The 18,700-nt window shown below is 49.1% G+C and carries 14 protein-coding genes and 1 pseudogene; 14 read left to right on the plus strand and 1 reads right to left on the minus strand.

Features of this window, described 5'->3' with window-relative positions; genetic code table 11:
• The first annotated feature begins 360 nt into the window (after positions 1 to 360).
• From DWZ16_RS16375 to DWZ16_RS00305, 9 genes are all read left to right on the plus strand, one after another.
• Positions 361 to 495 (plus strand): hypothetical protein, encoded by a 135-nt coding sequence (locus tag DWZ16_RS16375; RefSeq protein ID WP_412693966.1) that lies wholly within the window; start codon positions 361 to 363, stop codon positions 493 to 495.
• The gene (gene pruA, locus DWZ16_RS00270) at positions 492 to 1,985 is read left to right on the plus strand and encodes an L-glutamate gamma-semialdehyde dehydrogenase (protein ID WP_412694249.1); all 1,494 of its coding nucleotides are present in this window, start codon (positions 492 to 494) and stop codon (positions 1,983 to 1,985) included. The genes DWZ16_RS16375 and pruA overlap by 4 nt, the downstream gene beginning before the upstream one ends.
• A gap of 659 nt (positions 1,986 to 2,644) precedes the next feature.
• The gene (locus tag DWZ16_RS16380; RefSeq protein WP_412694250.1) at positions 2,645 to 4,033 is read left to right on the plus strand and encodes a dihydrofolate reductase; all 1,389 of its coding nucleotides are present in this window, start codon (positions 2,645 to 2,647) and stop codon (positions 4,031 to 4,033) included.
• A 91-nt stretch (positions 4,034 to 4,124) separates the two neighbouring features.
• Positions 4,125 to 5,015, plus strand: coding sequence for a sulfide/dihydroorotate dehydrogenase-like FAD/NAD-binding protein (locus DWZ16_RS00280; protein WP_118491812.1), 891 nt, complete (start codon positions 4,125 to 4,127; stop codon positions 5,013 to 5,015).
• Positions 5,015 to 6,412, plus strand: coding sequence for an NADPH-dependent glutamate synthase (gene gltA, locus DWZ16_RS00285; RefSeq protein WP_118482366.1), 1,398 nt, complete (start codon positions 5,015 to 5,017; stop codon positions 6,410 to 6,412). Before DWZ16_RS00280 ends, gltA begins: the two co-directional genes overlap by 1 nt.
• Before the next feature lie 20 nt (positions 6,413 to 6,432).
• Complete coding sequence (locus tag DWZ16_RS00290) at positions 6,433 to 7,779, plus strand: MATE family efflux transporter (protein ID WP_333489810.1); 1,347 nt, start codon at positions 6,433 to 6,435, stop codon at positions 7,777 to 7,779.
• Positions 7,780 to 7,893: 114 nt separating this feature from the next.
• Positions 7,894 to 8,586 (plus strand): iron-sulfur cluster assembly scaffold protein, encoded by a 693-nt coding sequence (locus DWZ16_RS00295; RefSeq protein ID WP_022359683.1) that lies wholly within the window; start codon positions 7,894 to 7,896, stop codon positions 8,584 to 8,586.
• Between the two features lie 174 nt (positions 8,587 to 8,760).
• Complete coding sequence (locus DWZ16_RS00300) at positions 8,761 to 9,771, plus strand: GGGtGRT protein (protein WP_022359682.1); 1,011 nt, start codon at positions 8,761 to 8,763, stop codon at positions 9,769 to 9,771.
• A gap of 230 nt (positions 9,772 to 10,001) precedes the next feature.
• Complete coding sequence (locus DWZ16_RS00305) at positions 10,002 to 10,325, plus strand: DUF3870 domain-containing protein (protein WP_022359681.1); 324 nt, start codon at positions 10,002 to 10,004, stop codon at positions 10,323 to 10,325.
• Positions 10,326 to 10,474: 149 nt separating this feature from the next.
• Here DWZ16_RS00305 and DWZ16_RS00310 read toward each other — a convergent pair.
• Positions 10,475 to 11,880, minus strand: a pseudogene (locus tag DWZ16_RS00310) (amidophosphoribosyltransferase).
• A 444-nt stretch (positions 11,881 to 12,324) separates the two neighbouring features.
• Between DWZ16_RS00310 and DWZ16_RS00315 the strand changes: the two are divergent.
• The 5 genes from DWZ16_RS00315 (at position 12,325) to rny (ending at position 18,148) form a co-directional block, all read left to right on the plus strand.
• Positions 12,325 to 13,275 carry a polysaccharide deacetylase family protein gene (locus DWZ16_RS00315; protein ID WP_107000344.1) on the plus strand — a complete coding sequence of 317 codons (951 nt, stop codon included), beginning with the start codon at positions 12,325 to 12,327 and terminating at the stop codon, positions 13,273 to 13,275.
• 71 nt (positions 13,276 to 13,346) lie between these two features.
• Positions 13,347 to 14,237, plus strand: coding sequence for a S8 family peptidase (locus DWZ16_RS00320; RefSeq protein WP_022359678.1), 891 nt, complete (start codon positions 13,347 to 13,349; stop codon positions 14,235 to 14,237).
• Between the two features lie 362 nt (positions 14,238 to 14,599).
• Positions 14,600 to 15,676: a recombinase RecA gene (recA, locus tag DWZ16_RS00325; protein WP_022359677.1), complete on the plus strand. Its 1,077-nt coding sequence runs from the start codon at positions 14,600 to 14,602 to the stop codon at positions 15,674 to 15,676.
• Positions 15,677 to 15,741: 65 nt separating this feature from the next.
• On the plus strand, positions 15,742 to 16,380 hold the full coding sequence (locus DWZ16_RS00330; RefSeq protein WP_147353394.1) for a regulatory protein RecX: 639 nt from the start codon (positions 15,742 to 15,744) through the stop codon (positions 16,378 to 16,380).
• Between the two features lie 220 nt (positions 16,381 to 16,600).
• Entirely contained in the window at positions 16,601 to 18,148 is a 1,548-nt protein-coding gene (gene rny / locus DWZ16_RS00335) for a ribonuclease Y (RefSeq protein ID WP_107000340.1), read from the plus strand.
• The last annotated feature ends 552 nt before the right edge of the window (positions 18,149 to 18,700 follow it).

The raw sequence follows: 18,700 nt of genomic DNA on the forward strand, positions 1-18,700 counted from the left end.
GTGCCGTAAGAAAACGTGGTGGCAGCAGGAATTTGCCGTATTTAAATGCGAAGCCACGGCAAATTCCGTTACTGGGCACGTATGCGTGAACAGTAAGATCGATAAAAATTACAATCCAAAACAGAATACAGGAAAAAGCAAAGATATTATGCGATATGCACAGAAAAACATAATGAAAATATGTATTTTTAAATATGAAATAGTATTGACACAAAATGAAAAACGTGCTAATATTTAGCCATAGAAATTCATTAATATGAAAAATAACAAGAAAGAGTTAGATTTAATGAAAATAAAGCGAAAAAAGTTTTCATATCATAATCACGAATGAGACAAAATGTCAAAAAGGAGAGATGAACAATGAGCAATGGATATTTCAAAGTAGAGATGCCGAAAAATGAGCCGGTAAAAGCATATCTTCCAGGAAGCCCGGAGAGAGCCAGCTTAAAGAAAGAACTGGAGCGCCAGTCCGCACAGGTTGTTCAGGTTCGATGATCATCGGTGGTAAGGAAGTTTGGACAGAGAGAAAAACCAAAGCAGTTATGCCGCATGACCATGCTCATGTAATCGCAGAAGCAGCTTCCGGCGGTGAGAAAGAGTTAAAGGATGCAATCGCAGCGGCTCTGGCAGCTAGAAAAGCATGGACCGAGATGCCGATGGAACACCGCGTATCTATCTTTTTAAAAGCAGCTGATTTAATCGCTGGTCCGATGAGAGATAAAGTAAATGCAGCTACCATGTTAGGACAGAGCAAGACCGCATATCAGGCTGAGATTGATACCTGCGAGCTGATTGATTTCCTTCGTTTCAACGTATACTACTTACAGCAGATTTATGACAGACAGCCGAACAACACACCGAATGTTTGGAACCGCATCGAGTACCGTCCACTGGAAGGTTTCGTAACCGCGATTTCCCCATTCAACTTCACATCCATCGGTGCTAACCTTCCGACCGCTCCGGCGATCGCAGGTAACGTAGTTCTCTGGAAACCGGCTACCACAGCAGTTCTTTCCAACTACTATGTAATGCAGGCCCTGATGGCTGCAGGACTTCCGGCAGGTGTTATCAACTTCGTACCGAGCCGTGGTTCTGACATGAGCAAGTACGTATTAAGCGATCCGAATCTGGCAGGATTCCATTTCACAGGTTCTACCGAAGTATTCAGCGGTGTTTACTCCTTAGTAGGCGAGAACATCAAGAAATACAAAACATATCCGCGTCTGGTTGGCGAGACTGGTGGAAAGGACTTCATCTTTGCTCACAATTCCGCAGATGTACCGGGTCTGGTAGCAGCTCTGACAAGAGCATCCTACGAGTATCAGGGACAGAAGTGCTCCGCAGCTTCCCGTGCATTTGTTCCGGCAAGCATCTGGCCGCAGGTTAAAGAGGGTATGCTGGCAGAGATTGAGAAGATTAAAATTGGCGATATAACCGATTTCAGAAACCTGATGGGCGCTGTTATCGATGCATCCGCATTCAAGACCAACAAAGAGTACATCGACTATGCAAAAGCATCCGAGGATGCAGAAGTTATCTGCGGCGGATACGATGATTCCAAGGGATATTTCATATATCCGACCCTGATTGAGGCTAAGAAGCCAGATTTCAAGACTATGGTAGAGGAAATTTTTGGACCGGTTATGACCGTATATGTATATCCGGATGACAAACTGGATGAGACTCTGGCAAGCTGCGATACCGCAACGTCCTATGGTCTGTCCGGAGCAATCTTTGCAGATGGCCGAGAAGCTATCGTTAAGATGGAAGATGCACTTAAAGGAACAGCCGGAAACTTCTACATCAACGACAAGCCGACCGGTGCAGTTATCGGCCAGCAGCCGTTCGGTGGTGCAAGAGCATCCGGAACCAACGACAAAGCCGGCAGCGAGATCAACATGTATCGCTGGTTAAGCCCGAGAACCATCAAAGAACTCAGAGTACCGTGCCTGGATGTAACATATCCGTACATGGTTGAGGCATAAGCAGTGCAAAGCAGGGCAGTAAGACAGGAACGTTGTGCTTGCCCATAAGGAACTGTCTTGCTGGACTGATTTATAGGGCGCAGCCCGTCCAGCGAAAAAGCGCAGCTTTTTTGAGCTGGGGCACTGAGCACGCTGAAGCCACTGAGCATGCTGGGGCGCAGCTCTTCCCCATAATTTACTAAATTAAAACCAACCACCCAGAGGATCGGCGCTGATCCGGAATCTGTGTAACGAAACACACGATTTCATATCGGTGCCGATCCTTTTTATAATTTAGAAAATCTGTCCGAGTATCCCAGCCACACCCGCTCAGATATTGTTCCGTTTGTTTGGAATGAAATTGCGGCATTCTGTTATTAAAAATCCCATTATGTTACTGCTCACACATGTGTGCCCAGCAACGGGATTTTGCCGATGCTGCGCATTCCAAATCGGCAAAATCTGCTGCGAGAACTGTATCGTACGGAATTTTCAGTTCAGAAAATTCCTATTTGTGAACAGTTACCCTATTATTCCTTACATTCATCTGATTTGAACCAGTCCTTGTATTTTTCATAAAGATCCAGTAAAATCAAATACGAAATATGGATTTGAGGATTTGTTTTTGTTCAAATTTTCTCGGTTCGATTTTAAATTCAAACAAAAAGGATGAGAAAGCAATGACGGTGATCGATGTATCTGGCTGCGGAAGCGGTGCGGTGTTTTTGATAAAGGGAAAAGCCAATCTCCTGTTCGAGGCGGGGATGGCGTATGCTGCCGATCAGATGGTGGAAAATATAAAAAGAGAACTAGGCGATGCAGAGTTAGACGCGGTTCTTTTATCCCATTCCCATTATGATCATGTAGCGGGGCTTCCGGCGGTGCGGAAAGCATGGCCGGGGGTGAAAACATATGCTTCCGAGCGCGCAAAAGAAATTTTAGTGAAACCGGGCGCTTTGAAGACGATCCGGCGTCTAAGCGGCGAGGCGGCAGAAGCGGCGGGGCTTCCATGGGATTCGGAATATGACGATGCAGATTTACAGATTGATGTATCGCTGGAGGACGGCGAGACGATCGAACTGGGCGACCATACGATCTACGCGTTTGCGACGATCGGCCACACGAAATGTTCCATGTCTTACCTGATTGACGATGAGTTGATGCTGTGCAGTGAGACGGTAGGCGTCATGGGGCATGATGGGAGTTATATGCCGTCGTTTTTGGTAGACTATAAGGCGGCAGAAGAATCGATCGAGTATTCATCGGAATTGGATGCAAAAGAGATTATTTTAAACCACTATGGCTTTGTCAGTGAAGCGGATAAGGCGGCGATCTGGGATGTCCTGATGCAGAAGCTTCGTGACAGCCGTAATGCCATGATTGATATTATGAACCGGTTCCCGGAAGAAGAGGCGGCGCTTCGGGAGATGGAGCGCGTGTTCCATTCTCATGTAGATAAGAAAGAACAGCCAGACGAGGCATTCTATATCAATGCGGCGAGCATGATGAAGACACTCAAAAGACAGTTTCCGGAACGGTTTCCGAGACATTTTCAGCTGATTGCGGCAGTGGATCGGAACTGGGGTATCGGCAATAAAGGGCAGATGCTGACGGTGATCCCGGCGGATCAGAAATTATTCCGGCAGGAAACGATGGGAAAAATCATCGTGATGGGCTATAAAACGTTTCTGACCTTCCCGGCTCAGCGACCGCTGGATGGCAGAATCAACCTGATTTTGACAAAAAAGAAGGCTCTGAGCGTAAAGGGGGCAGAGATCTGCCACAGTGTCGAGGAGACGCTGGTGCGGATTGACGAGCTGAAACAGGAAAAACATCTGACAGATGTAGACGTCGTCATCATCGGCGGCGAGTCGGTTTACCGGCAGTTCCTTCCGTTCTGCGACACAGCGCAGATCACCTGGATTGATTTTTCCTATGTGGCAGACACACACATGGTTGATCTGGAGAAAGAAGGCTGGGAACTGGTAAGACGAAGCGGCGAGCAGACATTTTTCAATTTGTGCTATGAATTCAGGGAATATCGGAAGCTGGAAAAGGAATCGCTCTAAGGTTGTCAAAAATAGGACAAAGTGGTAAAATAATTGAGAATTCTGAAAAGTCAAACAATAAAATGTTCATATAACAGTAAGGAGGAATAGAATGTACCCGATTTTAAAAGCTGAAAAACTGGCAGATAAGATTTATCTGATGGTTGTAGAAGCACCGCGTGTAGCGCGTGCATGTGAGCCGGGCGAATTTGTCATCGTCAAGATGGGCGAAGAGGGCGAGAGAATCCCGCTGACCATCTGTGATTTTGACCGTCAGGCAGGAACGATCACGATCGTATTCCAGACCGTGGGAGCTTCTACCGAGAAGATGAGCACCCTCAAGGCTGGGGATGCATTCCATGATTTCGTAGGACCGCTTGGAAATCCGTCCGAGTTTATTCATGAGAATATAGAAGAGCTGAAAAAGAAGAAATACCTCTTCGTAGCCGGCGGCGTCGGTGCGGCTCCGGTTTATCCGCAGGTAAAATGGATGCATGAGCACGGCATTGATGTAGATGTTATCGTAGGTTCTAAGACCAAAGATCTGCTGATTCTGACCGAGGAGATGGAGAAGGCAGCCGGAAACCTTTACATCACAACCGATGATGGCAGCTTTGGCATTAAAGGTATGGTTACAGGTGTCATCGAGGATTTAGTTGAAAAACAGGGACGCAAGTACGATGTCTGTGTTGCAATCGGACCGATGATCATGATGAAATTTGTCTGCCTGCTGACGAAAAAACTGGAGATTCCGACGATTGTCAGCCTGAACCCGATCATGGTAGATGGAACCGGTATGTGTGGTGCCTGTCGTGTCACCGTAGGCGACCAGGTCAAATTTGCCTGCGTAGACGGACCGGAGTTTGATGGACATCTTGTTAATTTTGACGAGGCGATGGAACGTCAGAGAATTTATAAGACTCAGGAAGGCAGAGCGATGCTGCGCTTGAAAGAGGGCGATACTCATCACGGCGGATGCGGACAGTGCGGAGGTGACAAATAATGGAAGCAAAGAGAGATATGATGAAAAAGGTGCCGGTCAGAGAGCAGGATCCGAAGGTACGTGCGACTAATTTTAAAGAGGTATGCCTCGGCTATAATATGGAAGAAGCAGTTGCGGAGTCTGAGAGATGTCTGAACTGTAAAAATGCAAAATGTATCGCTGGATGCCCGGTTTCCATCAATATTCCGGCGTTTATCCAGGAAGTAAAAGCGGGAAATATTGAGGAGGCAGCGAAAGTCATCGCACTTTCTTCGGCACTTCCGGCAGTCTGTGGACGTGTCTGCCCACAGGAATCCCAGTGTGAGGGACAGTGTGTGCGCGGTATCAAGGGCGAGGCGGTTTCCATTGGTAAACTTGAGCGCTTCGTGGCAGACTGGTCCCGTGAGCATGGTTTTGTACCGGCAGCGCCGGAGAAGACAAACGGAAAGAAAGTAGCAGTCATCGGCTCCGGTCCTGCAGGTCTGACCTGTGCAGGCGATCTGGCAAAACTGGGCTATGAAGTAACCATTTTCGAGGCACTTCATGAGCCGGGCGGAGTATTGACCTACGGCATTCCGGAGTTCCGTCTTCCGAAGAGCGGCGTTGTACAGCCGGAGATCGAGAATGTCCGCAAGCTGGGCGTTAAGATTGAGACAAACGTAGTTATCGGAAAATCTATCACAATCGACGAGCTGATGGATGAAGAAGGTTTCCAGGCAGTCTTCATCGGTTCTGGTGCCGGACTTCCGAAGTTCATGGGTATTCCGGGTGAAAATGCCAACGGCGTATTTTCCGCAAATGAGTACCTGACCAGAAATAACCTGATGAAGGCATTCCGCGATGATTATGACACACCGATCATGGAATCGAAGAAGGTAGTTGTAGTCGGCGGCGGAAACGTAGCGATGGATGCGGCAAGAACGGCTCTGCGTCTCGGTGCAGAAGTTCATATTGTATATAGAAGAAGTGAGAAAGAGCTTCCGGCACGTGTGGAGGAAGTACATCACGCAAAAGAGGAGGGCATCCATTTTGACCTTCTGACCAACCCGGTTGAGATTCTCGAGGATGAGAACGGATGGGTCAAAGGCATCGTATGCCGCCATATGGAGCTTGGCGAGCCGGATGAATCTGGAAGAAGACGTCCGATTGAGGTGGTCGGTTCTGATTTCACGATCGATGCAGATACCGTTATCATGGCGCTGGGTACTTCCCCGAACCCGCTGATTTCCAATACGACCAAAGGTCTGGAGATCAACCGCTGGAGATGTATCGTGGCGGATGAGAGCAATGGAAAGACAACGAAAGAGGGCGTTTACGCCGGAGGCGACGCAGTGACTGGCGCGGCTACGGTTATTCTCGCGATGGAAGCCGGACGAGCAGGTGCAAGAGGCATCGACGAGTATCTTTCTGCAAAATAATGAAATCTCATCATGTAGATTTGCTGAATGAAGCAATCGCCCCGGCACTGACCCGGCTGGCGCTTCCGATCATGGCGACCTCTCTGGTTCAGATGCTTTACAATCTGACTGATATGGCGTGGATCGGACGCCTCGGGGCAGGCGCCGTCACGGCGGTGGGATCGGCAGGTATGTATACCTGGTTTTCACAGGGATTTGCGATTTTGGCGAGGACGGGCGGTCAGGTAAAGACCGCCCATTGTCTTGGTGCGGGAGAAAATGACAGTGCGGCGCAGTATGCGAGAGGTGCGCTGCAGTTGGGAATTTTGTTTGCCGTGCTGTATGGGCTGGTTTCGCTCTTTGGAGCCAGTCGGTTAATTGGATTTTTTAAATTAAACAGCCCGGAGGTGATTGCACAGGCAGAATGGTATGTGCGGATCGCCTGTGGGCTTGTGATCTTTTCTTATCTAAATGCGATCTTGACCGGACTTTTGACGGCGGCGGGAAACAGCCGGACACCGTTTATCGTCAACGTGGCGGGGCTTGTCTTCAATGTTGTGCTGGATCCGGTGCTGATCTTTGGAATCGGACCATTTCCGGAACTGGGAGTCAGCGGAGCAGCGGCTGCGACGGTCACGGCACAGGCGCTCGTAAGCCTCCTGTTTTTCAAGGCAGTCCTGCGGGAAAAGGTGCTGTTTCCGCATCTGCGTCTCTGGGTGCTGGTTCCGGTGAAGGTTTGGAGGGAGATCGTGAGGATCGGTGTGCCGTCGGCGGTGCAGAACCTGATTTACGCAGGAATTTCGATGATTCTGACCCGCCTTATCACCGGATGGGGTGATCTAGCAGTGGCGGCACAGCGTGTTGGCAGTCAGATTGAATCCGTTTCCTGGATGGTCGGAGATGGCTTTTCGGCGGCAGTCAATGCATTCCTCGGACAGAATTATGGGGCGAAGCGGTATGACCGTGTGCGCCGCGGCTATTTCTGTGCGATCGCGATGACGGCGGCGTGGGGACTCTGCACGACATTTTTGCTGATCGGAATGGCGCGTCTGTTGTTCTCGATCTTTTTGCAGGAAGAAGAGGTCATGGCGATCGGCGTCAATTACCTGCGGATCGTGGGACTGAGCCAGATGTTTATGATGGTGGAACAGACCTCGATCGGTGCGTTTTCCGGTCTGGGGCGGACGCTGTATCCGTCGATCGTCAGCGTGACCTTTACCTCCGCGCGCATCCCAGTGGCGGTGTTGTTGTCCTCTGTGATGGGACTTAGCGGTATCTGGTGGGCGTTAAGTATTTCCAGCATGGTAAAGGGATGTATTCTGTTCGTTAGTTTTGTCGTGTTTTTGTATGTTTTTTTGGAGAGAAAGAAAGATGAGAAAACCGTCTGAAAAGTTACAAAAAACATATGGACGAATTGAGAATTTCGTGAGATAATAGGGACAGGATTGATGTGATAAAATTAACAAAGTACAAAATCCAATCATTTCGAAAGGAGTCTTATAATGATTTATTCACAAGAAGTAGAAAATATGTGTCCAGTAGCCCAGGGCGTAAATCACGGCGCTGCTCCGATCCCGGAGGAGGCAAAGTGGGTTAAGTCCAAAGAAGTAAAGGATATTTCCGGTTTAACACACGGTGTTGGCTGGTGTGCGCCGCAGCAGGGTGCTTGTAAGCTGACCCTGAATGTTAAGGAAGGTATCATTCAGGAGGCTCTGGTAGAGACGATCGGATGTTCTGGTATGACCCATTCTGCAGCGATGGCAGCAGAGATTCTTCCGGGAAGAACCGTACTGGAAGCATTAAATACAGACCTTGTCTGTGATGCAATCAACACCGCCATGCGTGAGCTGTTCCTCCAGATCGCATATGGCAGAACGCAGAGTGCGTTTTCTGAAGAGGGGCTTCCGATTGGTGCCGGCCTTGAAGACCTTGGAAAAGGACTCCGCTCTCAGGTAGGTACGATGTACGGAACTCTGAAAAAAGGTCCGCGTTACCTTGAGATGGCAGAAGGCTATGTAACAGGAATTGCACTGGATGAAGAAGATCAGATCATTGGTTACCAGTTTGTAAACTTAGGTAAGATGACCGACTTCATCAAGAAGGGCGACGATCCGACCACTGCATATGAGAAGGCAAAAGGTCAGTACGGCCGTGTAGACGATGCAGTTAAGATTATCGATCCGAGACAGGAATAATCGTTATTGTACATAGATAGGAGTTTTCTGAACTGAAAATTCCGTACGATACATTTCTGACATCGGAGTTTGCCGATTTGGAATGCGAAGCATCGGCAAAATTGCGTTGCTGGGCACGTATGCGTGAACAGTAACAAATAATCACAGGGTACATAGTTAAGGAGGAACATCACAATGGCATTATTTGAATCATACGAGAGACGAATTGACAAGATCAATTCCGTATTAAATAGCTATGGCATTGCTTCGATCGAAGAAGCTGAGAAGATCACGAAGGATGCCGGACTGGATGTATACGATCAGGTAAAGAAGATCCAGCCAATCTGTTTTGAAAATGCGTGCTGGGCTTACACGGTAGGCGCGGCAATCGCAATCAAGAAAGGCTGCCGCAGAGCTGCCGATGCGGCGGCAGCGATCGGCGAGGGACTGCAGGCATTCTGTATTCCGGGTTCCGTAGCAGATCAGCGTAAAGTAGGTCTGGGACATGGAAACTTAGGTAAGATGCTTCTGGAAGAAGAAACCGACTGCTTCTGCTTCCTGGCAGGTCATGAGTCCTTTGCAGCCGCAGAGGGTGCGATCGGTATCGCAGAGAAAGCAAATAAAGTTCGTAAAAAACCGCTTCGCGTTATCTTAAACGGTCTTGGCAAAGATGCGGCTCAGATCATTTCCCGTATCAACGGCTTTACATATGTAGAGACAGAGATGGATTATTACACAGGCGAAGTGAAAGAACTGTGGAGAAAATCTTACTCCAAGGGACTTCGTGCGAAAGTAAACTGTTATGGTGCAAATGACGTTACCGAGGGTGTAGCGATCATGTGGAAAGAGGGCGTAGACGTTTCCATCACCGGTAACTCCACCAACCCGACCCGTTTCCAGCATCCGGTAGCAGGTACATATAAGAAGGAATGCGTAGAGAAAGGCAAGAAATACTTCTCCGTAGCATCCGGCGGCGGTACAGGACGTACCCTTCACCCGGATAACATGGCAGCAGGTCCGGCTTCTTACGGTATGACTGATACCATGGGACGTATGCACTCCGATGCACAGTTCGCAGGTTCTTCCTCTGTACCGGCTCATGTAGAGATGATGGGTCTGATCGGTATGGGTAATAACCCGATGGTCGGCGCTACTGTGGCGGTTGCGGTAGGAATTGAGGAAGCTGCGAAGGCTGGGAAATTCTAAAAAATATTGATTTTTCAAGATCCGTCCGCAGCCATTCGGCATCCGTAAAAATAATGTGAGAGCGTTTAGTTTCTTCTGTTCCTTTTACGATGTATTGTAATCCTACATATTTTATATGGTTCCGAGGAAGCGTAGCTTGTACCTTTCCTAAGAACATGGTATCATAAAACCAGTATATGGATGAAACTGCTTTTATCAAGGTAGTTTCGAAGAAAAGGGGAAACGATATAATGTATAAGGATGATACGATTCTGGTTGTAGGTCAGGCGAAACCGAGCAAGGAGGACGCGATTTACAGCCTGCACGGAGAGTTTTATGTGAGTTTTGTAGTAGAACGGGCGACGGGAAAGATTCTTGATCTGGAGTGCAATACGATTTTGTCGGTGACGCGCAATTTTGTTGTGTCGATGCTGCTTGGAAAGAGTTTGAAAACGGATTTGGACGAGATGCAGCAAAGTATCCGGGAAAGGTATTTTGCACTGACTCAGAAGCCGCTCATTGCCTGTCTGAAGGACGCACATAACCGTTATATGATGGTGACAGGGCAGAAGTGATGTGGGTATTGGCGGTGTGCTTGTATAAACTATAAAGGCACGGTGCTGATAAAACGATTGGCAGAGAATTAACAGAATAAAGATGGCAGCTCATCAGCAGAAATTGATGGGCTGCCATTTTGGTTATCATAGAAACGTATTCTACAACATTATTCTTTTCCGTTCCAGCAATATGTACACAGCTTGCACGGTTCCAGACCAATCGATTCGATTAAATCGTCGAGGCGGTGGAACTGCAGGGAGGTAAAGTTTAAGCGTTTACGGATTTCTTCGACCATTTCCTTATAATTCTGGCTGTCTGGGTTTGCGTAATCATCCAGAAGCTCCGGGGAAACATTGTCGCCCTCACGGTCGCGGATGATGCGGCGTGTGATGAGATCCAGCTCGGAATTGGAGCGGGAGAAGTTCAGATATTTACATCCAAACAGCAGCGGCGGACAAGCCGGACGGATATGTACTGCTTTGGCACCGCTCTGATACAGGAATTCGGTTGTTTCGCCGAGCTGGGTGCCGCGGACGATGGAATCGTCGATTAAGAGCAGGCTCTTGTCGCGGATCAGGCGTCTACCGGGATCAGCTTCATACGTGCGATCAGGTTTCTCTGGCTCTGGGTGGTCGGCATGAAGGAACGCGGCCAGGTTGGGGTATATTTAATGAATGGACGGGCAAATGGAATGCCGGATTCATTGGCGTAGCCGACTGCATGCGCGATACCGGAATCTGGGATTCCGGCTACCAGATCGGCGTCGGACTGATCGCGTTTGGCAAGCATACGACCGCAGTGGTACCGCATTTCCTCGACGTTGATTCCTTCGTAGCAGGAGGTCGGATAACCGTAGTAAACCCACAAGAAAGAACAGATTTTCATTTCCTTGCGAGCCGGGCTGAGTACCTCTACGCCGTCGGCGTTCATGCGGACGATCTCGCCCGGTCCCAGTTCTTTGTAGTCCGTGTATCCAAGGTTGATGTATGCAAAGCTTTCAAAGGAAACACAGAACGCACCATCTTTGCGTCCGATGATCGCCGGGGTACGTCCGAGGCGGTCACGGGAGATATAGATGCCCTCCGGGGTCAGCAGGAGAATGGTCATGGAACCCTTGATTTTTTCCTGTGCCAGTTTCAGACCTTCAACAAGGGAATCTGCCTGACTGATGATGGCGCCGACCAGCTCGGTTGCATTGATCTTGCCGCCGCTCATTTCCATGAAATGAATATGCCCTTTCTTAAATGCTTCCTGAATCAGCTCTTTTTCATTATTGATCTTGCCGACTGTGGTGATGGCATAGCTTCCTAAGTGCGACTGAATTAACAGAGGCTGCGGTTCCATATCTGAGATACAGCCGATGCCCATGTTACCCTGCATTTCATCGACATCGTGCTCAAATTTTGTACGGAACGGGGAATTCTCGATATTGTGTATAGAACGGCTGAAACCGTTTTCTCCATAAACCGCCATACCACCGCGTCGTGTTCCCAGATGGGAATGATAGTCCGTACCAAAAAAAAGATCCAGTGTACAGTTTGTTTTTGATGTGACACCAAAAAATCCGCCCATTTGTTACTTCCTTTCAACTCTTTTGTCAATAAACTCCATGTGTTACGTTGCACGCGTTGTGATGCGTAACGACATCATTTTTATCATATCATATATTAGGTGTATTACACAATATGAAATATTTATTAAAAATACTTATGAATATTCTTTGGAACTGTTTACAGGCACATTTGGGATCGAAAGCGTCATAAGAGAACGTGGCGGCAGCAGGAATTTGCCGTATTTAAATGCGAAGCCACGGCAAATTCCGTTACTGGGCACGTATGCGTGAACACTAACCTTGTCAGAAAAATGTAAGAAGTAAAATGGGACGAAGTGTTCTTAATAAAGGAAGAGTGTGATATAATAAAACCATTGTACGTGAGTATGTCACATGGTCGGCTGTTCCGGATTGCATCGGAATGGCAGAAGAAAAAGAAAACAATTTGGAGGTTTTGGAGCGGTATGAGAAAAACATGGAAAATGAGAGCAGCAGCACTGTTACTTACGGCGGTCTGTACGGTAGGGGCGTCGTTTGCGGCGTATGCGGATGATGTGCCGTCCGGACCGGCATCGGATATGGAGCTGATTCAGAGGCGAGAGCAGGCGTCCGGTTCCCAGAATGAGGCGGGGGATGCACAGACGGCTGCTGGCAGCGAGAATCATGCTGGCGCAGCGGAAGGACAGCAGACAACAGAGAACCAGGAGACAGGAAATAACGGACAGACTGCTTCTGAGACACAGGGAACGGAGCAGGGGGACAGCCAGGTTCCGGATGGAATGGTAGCCAGCGGCGGTCGTTATATCGATCCGAATGCACCGATGGTGGCACTGACCTTTGATGATGGTCCGTATGCCCCGGTTGGAAACCGCATCATGGACTGCGCGGAGCAGTACGGCGGCCGTGTGACCTTTTATGTGGTCGGAAACCGTGTGAATTCCTATAAGAGTGAGATTCAGCGGATGTATGCCAATGGGCATGAGATTGGAAATCACACGCAGGATCACAAGTATCTCCAGAAGTTAGGCGCACAGGAGATTCGTCAGCAGGTGGAGGCCTGCAATCAGGCGGTTGCCGCGATCACAGGCGAGGCACCGAAAACAGTCCGTCTTCCGGGCGGTGGAAAAAACAGCACTGTGCTTGCCAATATCAGCCAGCCGATCGTACTCTGGAATGTGGATACGCTGGACTGGAAGACACGCAATGCGGCTTCATCGGTGCAGACCGTGTTAAACCAGGTAAAAGATGGCTCGGTGGTTCTGATGCATGAGCTTTACAATGCTTCCGGTGACGCGGCAGTCACGATCATTCCGGCGCTTGTGGAGCGCGGCTATCAGCTGGTGACGGTCAGTGAGCTGGCGCAGTTCCGTGGTGGACTGGCAGGCGGAACCGTCTATTACAGCTTCCACAAATAACAGGCTGCATTCACATACGGCGAAAGCCCCCATATTCTAACAGTAAGGGAAGAATATGGGGGCTTTTTCCTGTGAACCGGGCGAGAGAATGGATTCATTGCAATGAGGCGTACAGACGAGGACTGACAGGAAAAGGCGTCGGGGTGGCGATCCTGGACACAGGGGTATTTCTGCATCCGGATTTGGAAAATTGCGTTTACGGATTTCGGGATTTCCTTAAGAAAAAACAGCAGCCGTATGATGACAATGGGCATGGAACGCATGTGGCAGGGATGATTGCCGGCAGCGGCACGGCGTCGGCGGGACGCTATCAGGGTGTGGCGCCAGGGGCGCAGCTGGTCTGCCTGAAAGTGCTGGATCAGAGGGGAAATGGGTATGTATCGGATGTGCTGGCAGGGCTTCGCTGGGTGCGCCAGAATGGCAGCCAGTACGGGATCCGGATTATCAATATATCGGTTGGCTCCTTTACACCGAAGGGAATGAGCGAAGATTCGGCGTTGGTGCGCGGTGTCGATGCGGCGTGGGATGCCGGGTATGTGGTCGTGGTGGCAGCGGGAAATAATGGTCCAGCCGCGCACACGATCACAACGCCGGGGATCAGCCGGAAGGTCATCACGGTGGGATGTGCGGATGATGACCGGGAGGTAGAGGTGGCAGGCAGCCGGATGGTGGACTATTCGGGGCGGGGTCCGACGGACGCCTGTATCTGCAAGCCGGACATTGTGGCGCCTGGATCACGGATTGTGAGCTGTAACCTGCGGCGGAACGGGTACCGTTTTAAAAGCGGGACGTCCATGTCTACGCCGCTTGTCGCGGGGGCGGCGGCGCTTTTGCTGGAGCAGAACCCGGACATGACGAACCGGGATGTGAAGCTTCGCTTTAAAGAGCGGGCAGTGGATCTGGGGCTGCCGCGCAACCAGCAGGGCTGGGGAGCGCTGGATATCGGGCGGCTGTTAGAGTAGAAGCGGGGCGGTGCCAGATGACGTGTACAGGCAGACATTTTTGCAACGGAAGGTTTTGTGTGAACAGTAATGGTGGCAGCGTAACTGTATCGTACGGAATTTTCTGAACTGAAAATTCCGTACGACACAGTTCGGGTAGCAGCTTTTCTCAGCAAAATAATAGACAGAACCAGCCGGAAAATGATATAATTGTAGATACTTTGAATCGCAGAATCAGGTTATAGATCCGGCAGCATCCTGCAGTGCGTCCGGGGGAAAACCAAAAGAAAACAGTTGACATTTACAGCCGGATCCGCTATGATAGAACTAAGTTTAGAACATTTGTTCGTGATTGGCCGCGGAGCGGCGTTTTGGAGGGAAAGATGAATAAAGAAGACAAGCTGAAAGCATTGGATGCTGCGTTGACACAGATTGAGAAAGCATACGGAAAAGGCTCAGTGATGAAGCTGGGTGATTCTGGTGCGAATATGAATATAGAGACGATTCCGACCGGCTCCCTGAGCCTGGATATTGCACTGGGACTGGGCGGTGTTCCGAAGGGACGAATCATCGAGGTATACGGACCTGAGTCCAGTGGTAAGACGACGGTTGCCCTGCATATGGTGGCAGAAGTACAGAAGAGAGGCGGTATCGCTGGATTTATCGATGCAGAGCACGCACTCGATCCGGCATATGCGAAGAAGATCGGTGTTGATATCGATAATCTGTATATCTCCCAGCCGGACAACGGCGAGCAGGCTCTTGAGATTACCGAGACGATGGTGCGCTCCGGTGCGATCGATATCGTGATTGTGGACTCGGTTGCCGCACTGGTTCCGAAGGCAGAGATTGACGGCGAGATGGGTGATTCCCACGTAGGTCTGCAGGCACGTCTGATGTCGCAGGCACTCAGAAAGCTGACCGCAGCAATCAGCCGTTCAAATTGTATCGTTATTTTTATCAACCAGCTGCGTGAGAAGGTTGGTATCATGTTCGGAAACCCGGAGGTTACGACCGGTGGACGGGCACTCAAGTTCTATTCTTCTGTCCGCATGGATGTCCGCCGGATTGAGTCTCTGAAGCAGGGCGGCGAAGTAATTGGAAACCGTGTCCGCATCAAGGTTGTGAAGAACAAGATTGCTCCGCCATTCCGTGAGGCAGAGTTTGATATCATGTTCGGAAAAGGTATTTCCCGTGAGGGCGATATCCTGGATCTGGCGGCGAAGGAGAACATCGTGGAGAAGAGCGGCGCCTGGTATGCTTATGAGGGCAGCAAGATCGGTCAGGGACGCGAGAACGCGAAGAATTTCCTGGCAGCAAATCCGGAAATCTGCCTTGAGATTGAGAACAAGGTACGTGTCAAATACGGACTTTCCGAAGACACGATGATGCCGGAGGCGTCCAAGGAAGCACCGACGGAGCTTCCGCCGGTAGGAGTGGACGCAGAGGACGAAAAATAGAGTAAAATCCTGTTACAGGGCACATATGTGTGAACAGTAACAGGAAAAGTTACAGCTGGCAACGTGTGAACTGTAGCTATGAAAAGGGGCTGTATATGCGGATTGAACGCGTAGAATCCCTGGATAAGAGAAAGTGCAAAGTTTTCACGGATGAGGACTTTGCCTTTCTTTTATATAATGGGGAATTAGAAAAATACGGTGTCTGTGAGGGCGCGGTTTTGGAAGAAAGAACGGAGAGGGAGCTTTTGGATCTTTTAAGCCGCCGGGCACATGAGCGGGCGCTGAATCTTTTGAAGGTGCAGGACCGGACGGAAGGAGAAATGTGCCGCCGCCTTTTCCAGGAAGGGTATCCGGATTCGATCGTGCAGGAGACGATTGGATTTTTGCAGGAATATCATTTTGTGGACGATGCCAGATATGCGGCGAATTACCTGCAGGTTCATGGAAAGCGGAAAAGCCAGGCGGAATTGAAGCTTTACCTGCAGCGAAAAGGCATATCGCGCGAGATCATCCGGGAGCAGCTGGAAGAGACAGAACATGATTCGGGCGAGGCAATCCGCGTCTTGCTTGAGAAGAAGCATTACAGGGCGGGAGAGACAGCGCCGGAGGAGGAAAAAAAGATCATTGCCTATCTGATGAGGCGGGGATTTTCATGGGAAGATATCCGGAGAGAGATGAAGGAGCAGGAGGATGCACTTAGTTGACTTTCAGGCGCAGAGTCATTTACCAAAGATAATTTTGAATGGATTCTGTTTCATGATTGTGAACGTGCAAATGTATTATAAAACAGAACAGAACGCTGTCTAAAGGTGTCCCAGGAAGCTGGTTAGGAAGCGCTTATTCTGCTTGACATACTGTATAAAACCGTTTAAAATTATAGTATTGTATTTTCGTACAATGAAAACTAAATAAGGAGGTGCTCCTGTGTCACAAGTAATAATTGCGGTTATCGTTACAGGTGTTATTGTAGCAGCTATTACTTGGGTCGTTGCGAACCAGCATCGCCAGAAGACATATGAGGCGAAGATTGGAAGCGCAGAAGAACGATCCAGGGAAATAATAGATGAAGCATTGAAAATTGCTGAGACAAAGAAGCGAGAAGCTCTCCTTGAAGCGAAGGAAGAGTCGTTAAAGACAAAGAATGAGCTTGAGAAAGAAACAAAGGAAAGAAGAGCTGAGCTTCAGCGCTATGAAAGACGTGTACTGAGCAAAGAAGAAAACCTGGACAAAAAAGCAGAAGCGATGGAAAAGCGTGAAGCGGGTATGAATGTCAAGGAGGAGGCACTTAAGAGAAAGACTGCGGAGGCAGAGGCTCTCTATGAGAAAGGTATGCTGGAACTGGAGAAGATCTCCGGTTTAACCTCTGAACAGGCAAAGGAATATCTGCTGCGTTCCGTGGAAGAAGATGTAAAGCATGATACGGCGAAGCTGATCAAAGATCTCGAGGCGAAAGCTAAAGAAGAAGCAGAGAAGAAAGCCAAGGATTATGTGGTGACAGCGATTCAGCGCTGTGCTGCGGATCATGTGGCTGAGACAACCGTATCAGTCGTACAGCTTCCGAATGATGAGATGAAGGGACGAATTATCGGACGTGAGGGAAGAAATATTCGTACACTGGAGACTCTGACGGGCGTGGAACTGATCATCGACGATACGCCGGAGGCAGTTGTCCTGTCTGGCTTCGATCCAATCCGGAGAGAGGTAGCGCGTATTGCACTGGAACGTCTGATTGTGGATGGACGGATTCATCCAGCCAGAATCGAAGAGATGGTAGAGAAGGCACAGAAAGAAGTGGAAAACATGATGCGCGAGGAGGGCGAAGCGGCTCTTCTGGAAGTTGGCATTCATGGTATCCATCCGGAACTTGTCAAGCTGCTTGGTAAGATGAAATTCCGGACAAGTTACGGTCAGAATGCATTGAAGCATTCGATTGAGGTTGCACAGTTAGCCGGACTTCTGGCGGCTGAGGTGGGCGTCGATGTACGGACCGCCAAACGTGCAGGTTTATTACATGATATTGGAAAGGCAGTCGATCACGAGCAGGAGGGAACCCACGTAGAACTGGGTGTGGCGCTCTGTAAGAAGTACAAAGAGTCCGCAACCGTTATCAATGCAGTGGAAGCCCATCACGGCGATGTAGAGCCACAGAGCTTGATTGCATGTCTGGTACAGGCAGCTGATACGATTTCAGCGGCACGTCCAGGTGCGAGACGAGAGACTCTGGAAACATATACCAACCGTCTGAAACAGCTGGAGGATATCACGAACTCCTATAAGGGTGTTGATAAATCCTACGCAATTCAGGCAGGTCGTGAGGTGCGTATCATGGTTGTACCGGAACAGGTCAGCGACGATGATATGGTTCTGATGGCGAGAGAGATTTCAAAGCGGATTCAGGAAGAGTTACAGTATCCGGGACAGATCAAGGTCAATGTAATCCGTGAATCGAGAGTTACCGAGTACGCCAAATAAAACCCGGCAGCAGGGCTGCATGGAGTAAACTTGAGCATGAAAATAAAAGTCTTATGGATGAAGATACATTACATTCATAAGACTTTTTTGTTTCATGGGGAATTGCGTCCTATGAAACAAAAAAACGCTCCGCGAGGATGCGCACTCGCGCGAAGAAGAAACATGTCGCAAGCGACCGCGCGAGACGCCCGAATGTGCCAAGGCACATTCTTTACATCTTTTTTGAGAGAGAAAGAAAAACAGAAAAATACAGGTTTTTTTCATGAAGCGGAAAACGGAAACTCTGTTTTTCGGACAGACTGAAAATTTGCATGAGCAGGGTAAAATAAAGGGTCGTGAGCGTGAAGGCAGGCGGAGAAATTTTGCTTGCAAACTGTCCAAAAGACGAGTATTATAGCATGATAGAGTTGAAAAATAGTGATTATTTAGCAGCTTCATGCATTTATTGTGGCGTAATGGTAAGAAGATTGAACCGTTACCAAGATGCTGAATAGAAAGCCAGATGTGGCTGTTGGAAAGAGCAGCTGCAGTCAGACAACAAATGGAGGATCA

The organism is Clostridium sp. AF29-8BH, from assembly GCF_003478145.1.
GTDB lineage: Bacteria > Bacillota > Clostridia > Lachnospirales > Lachnospiraceae > Otoolea > Otoolea fessa.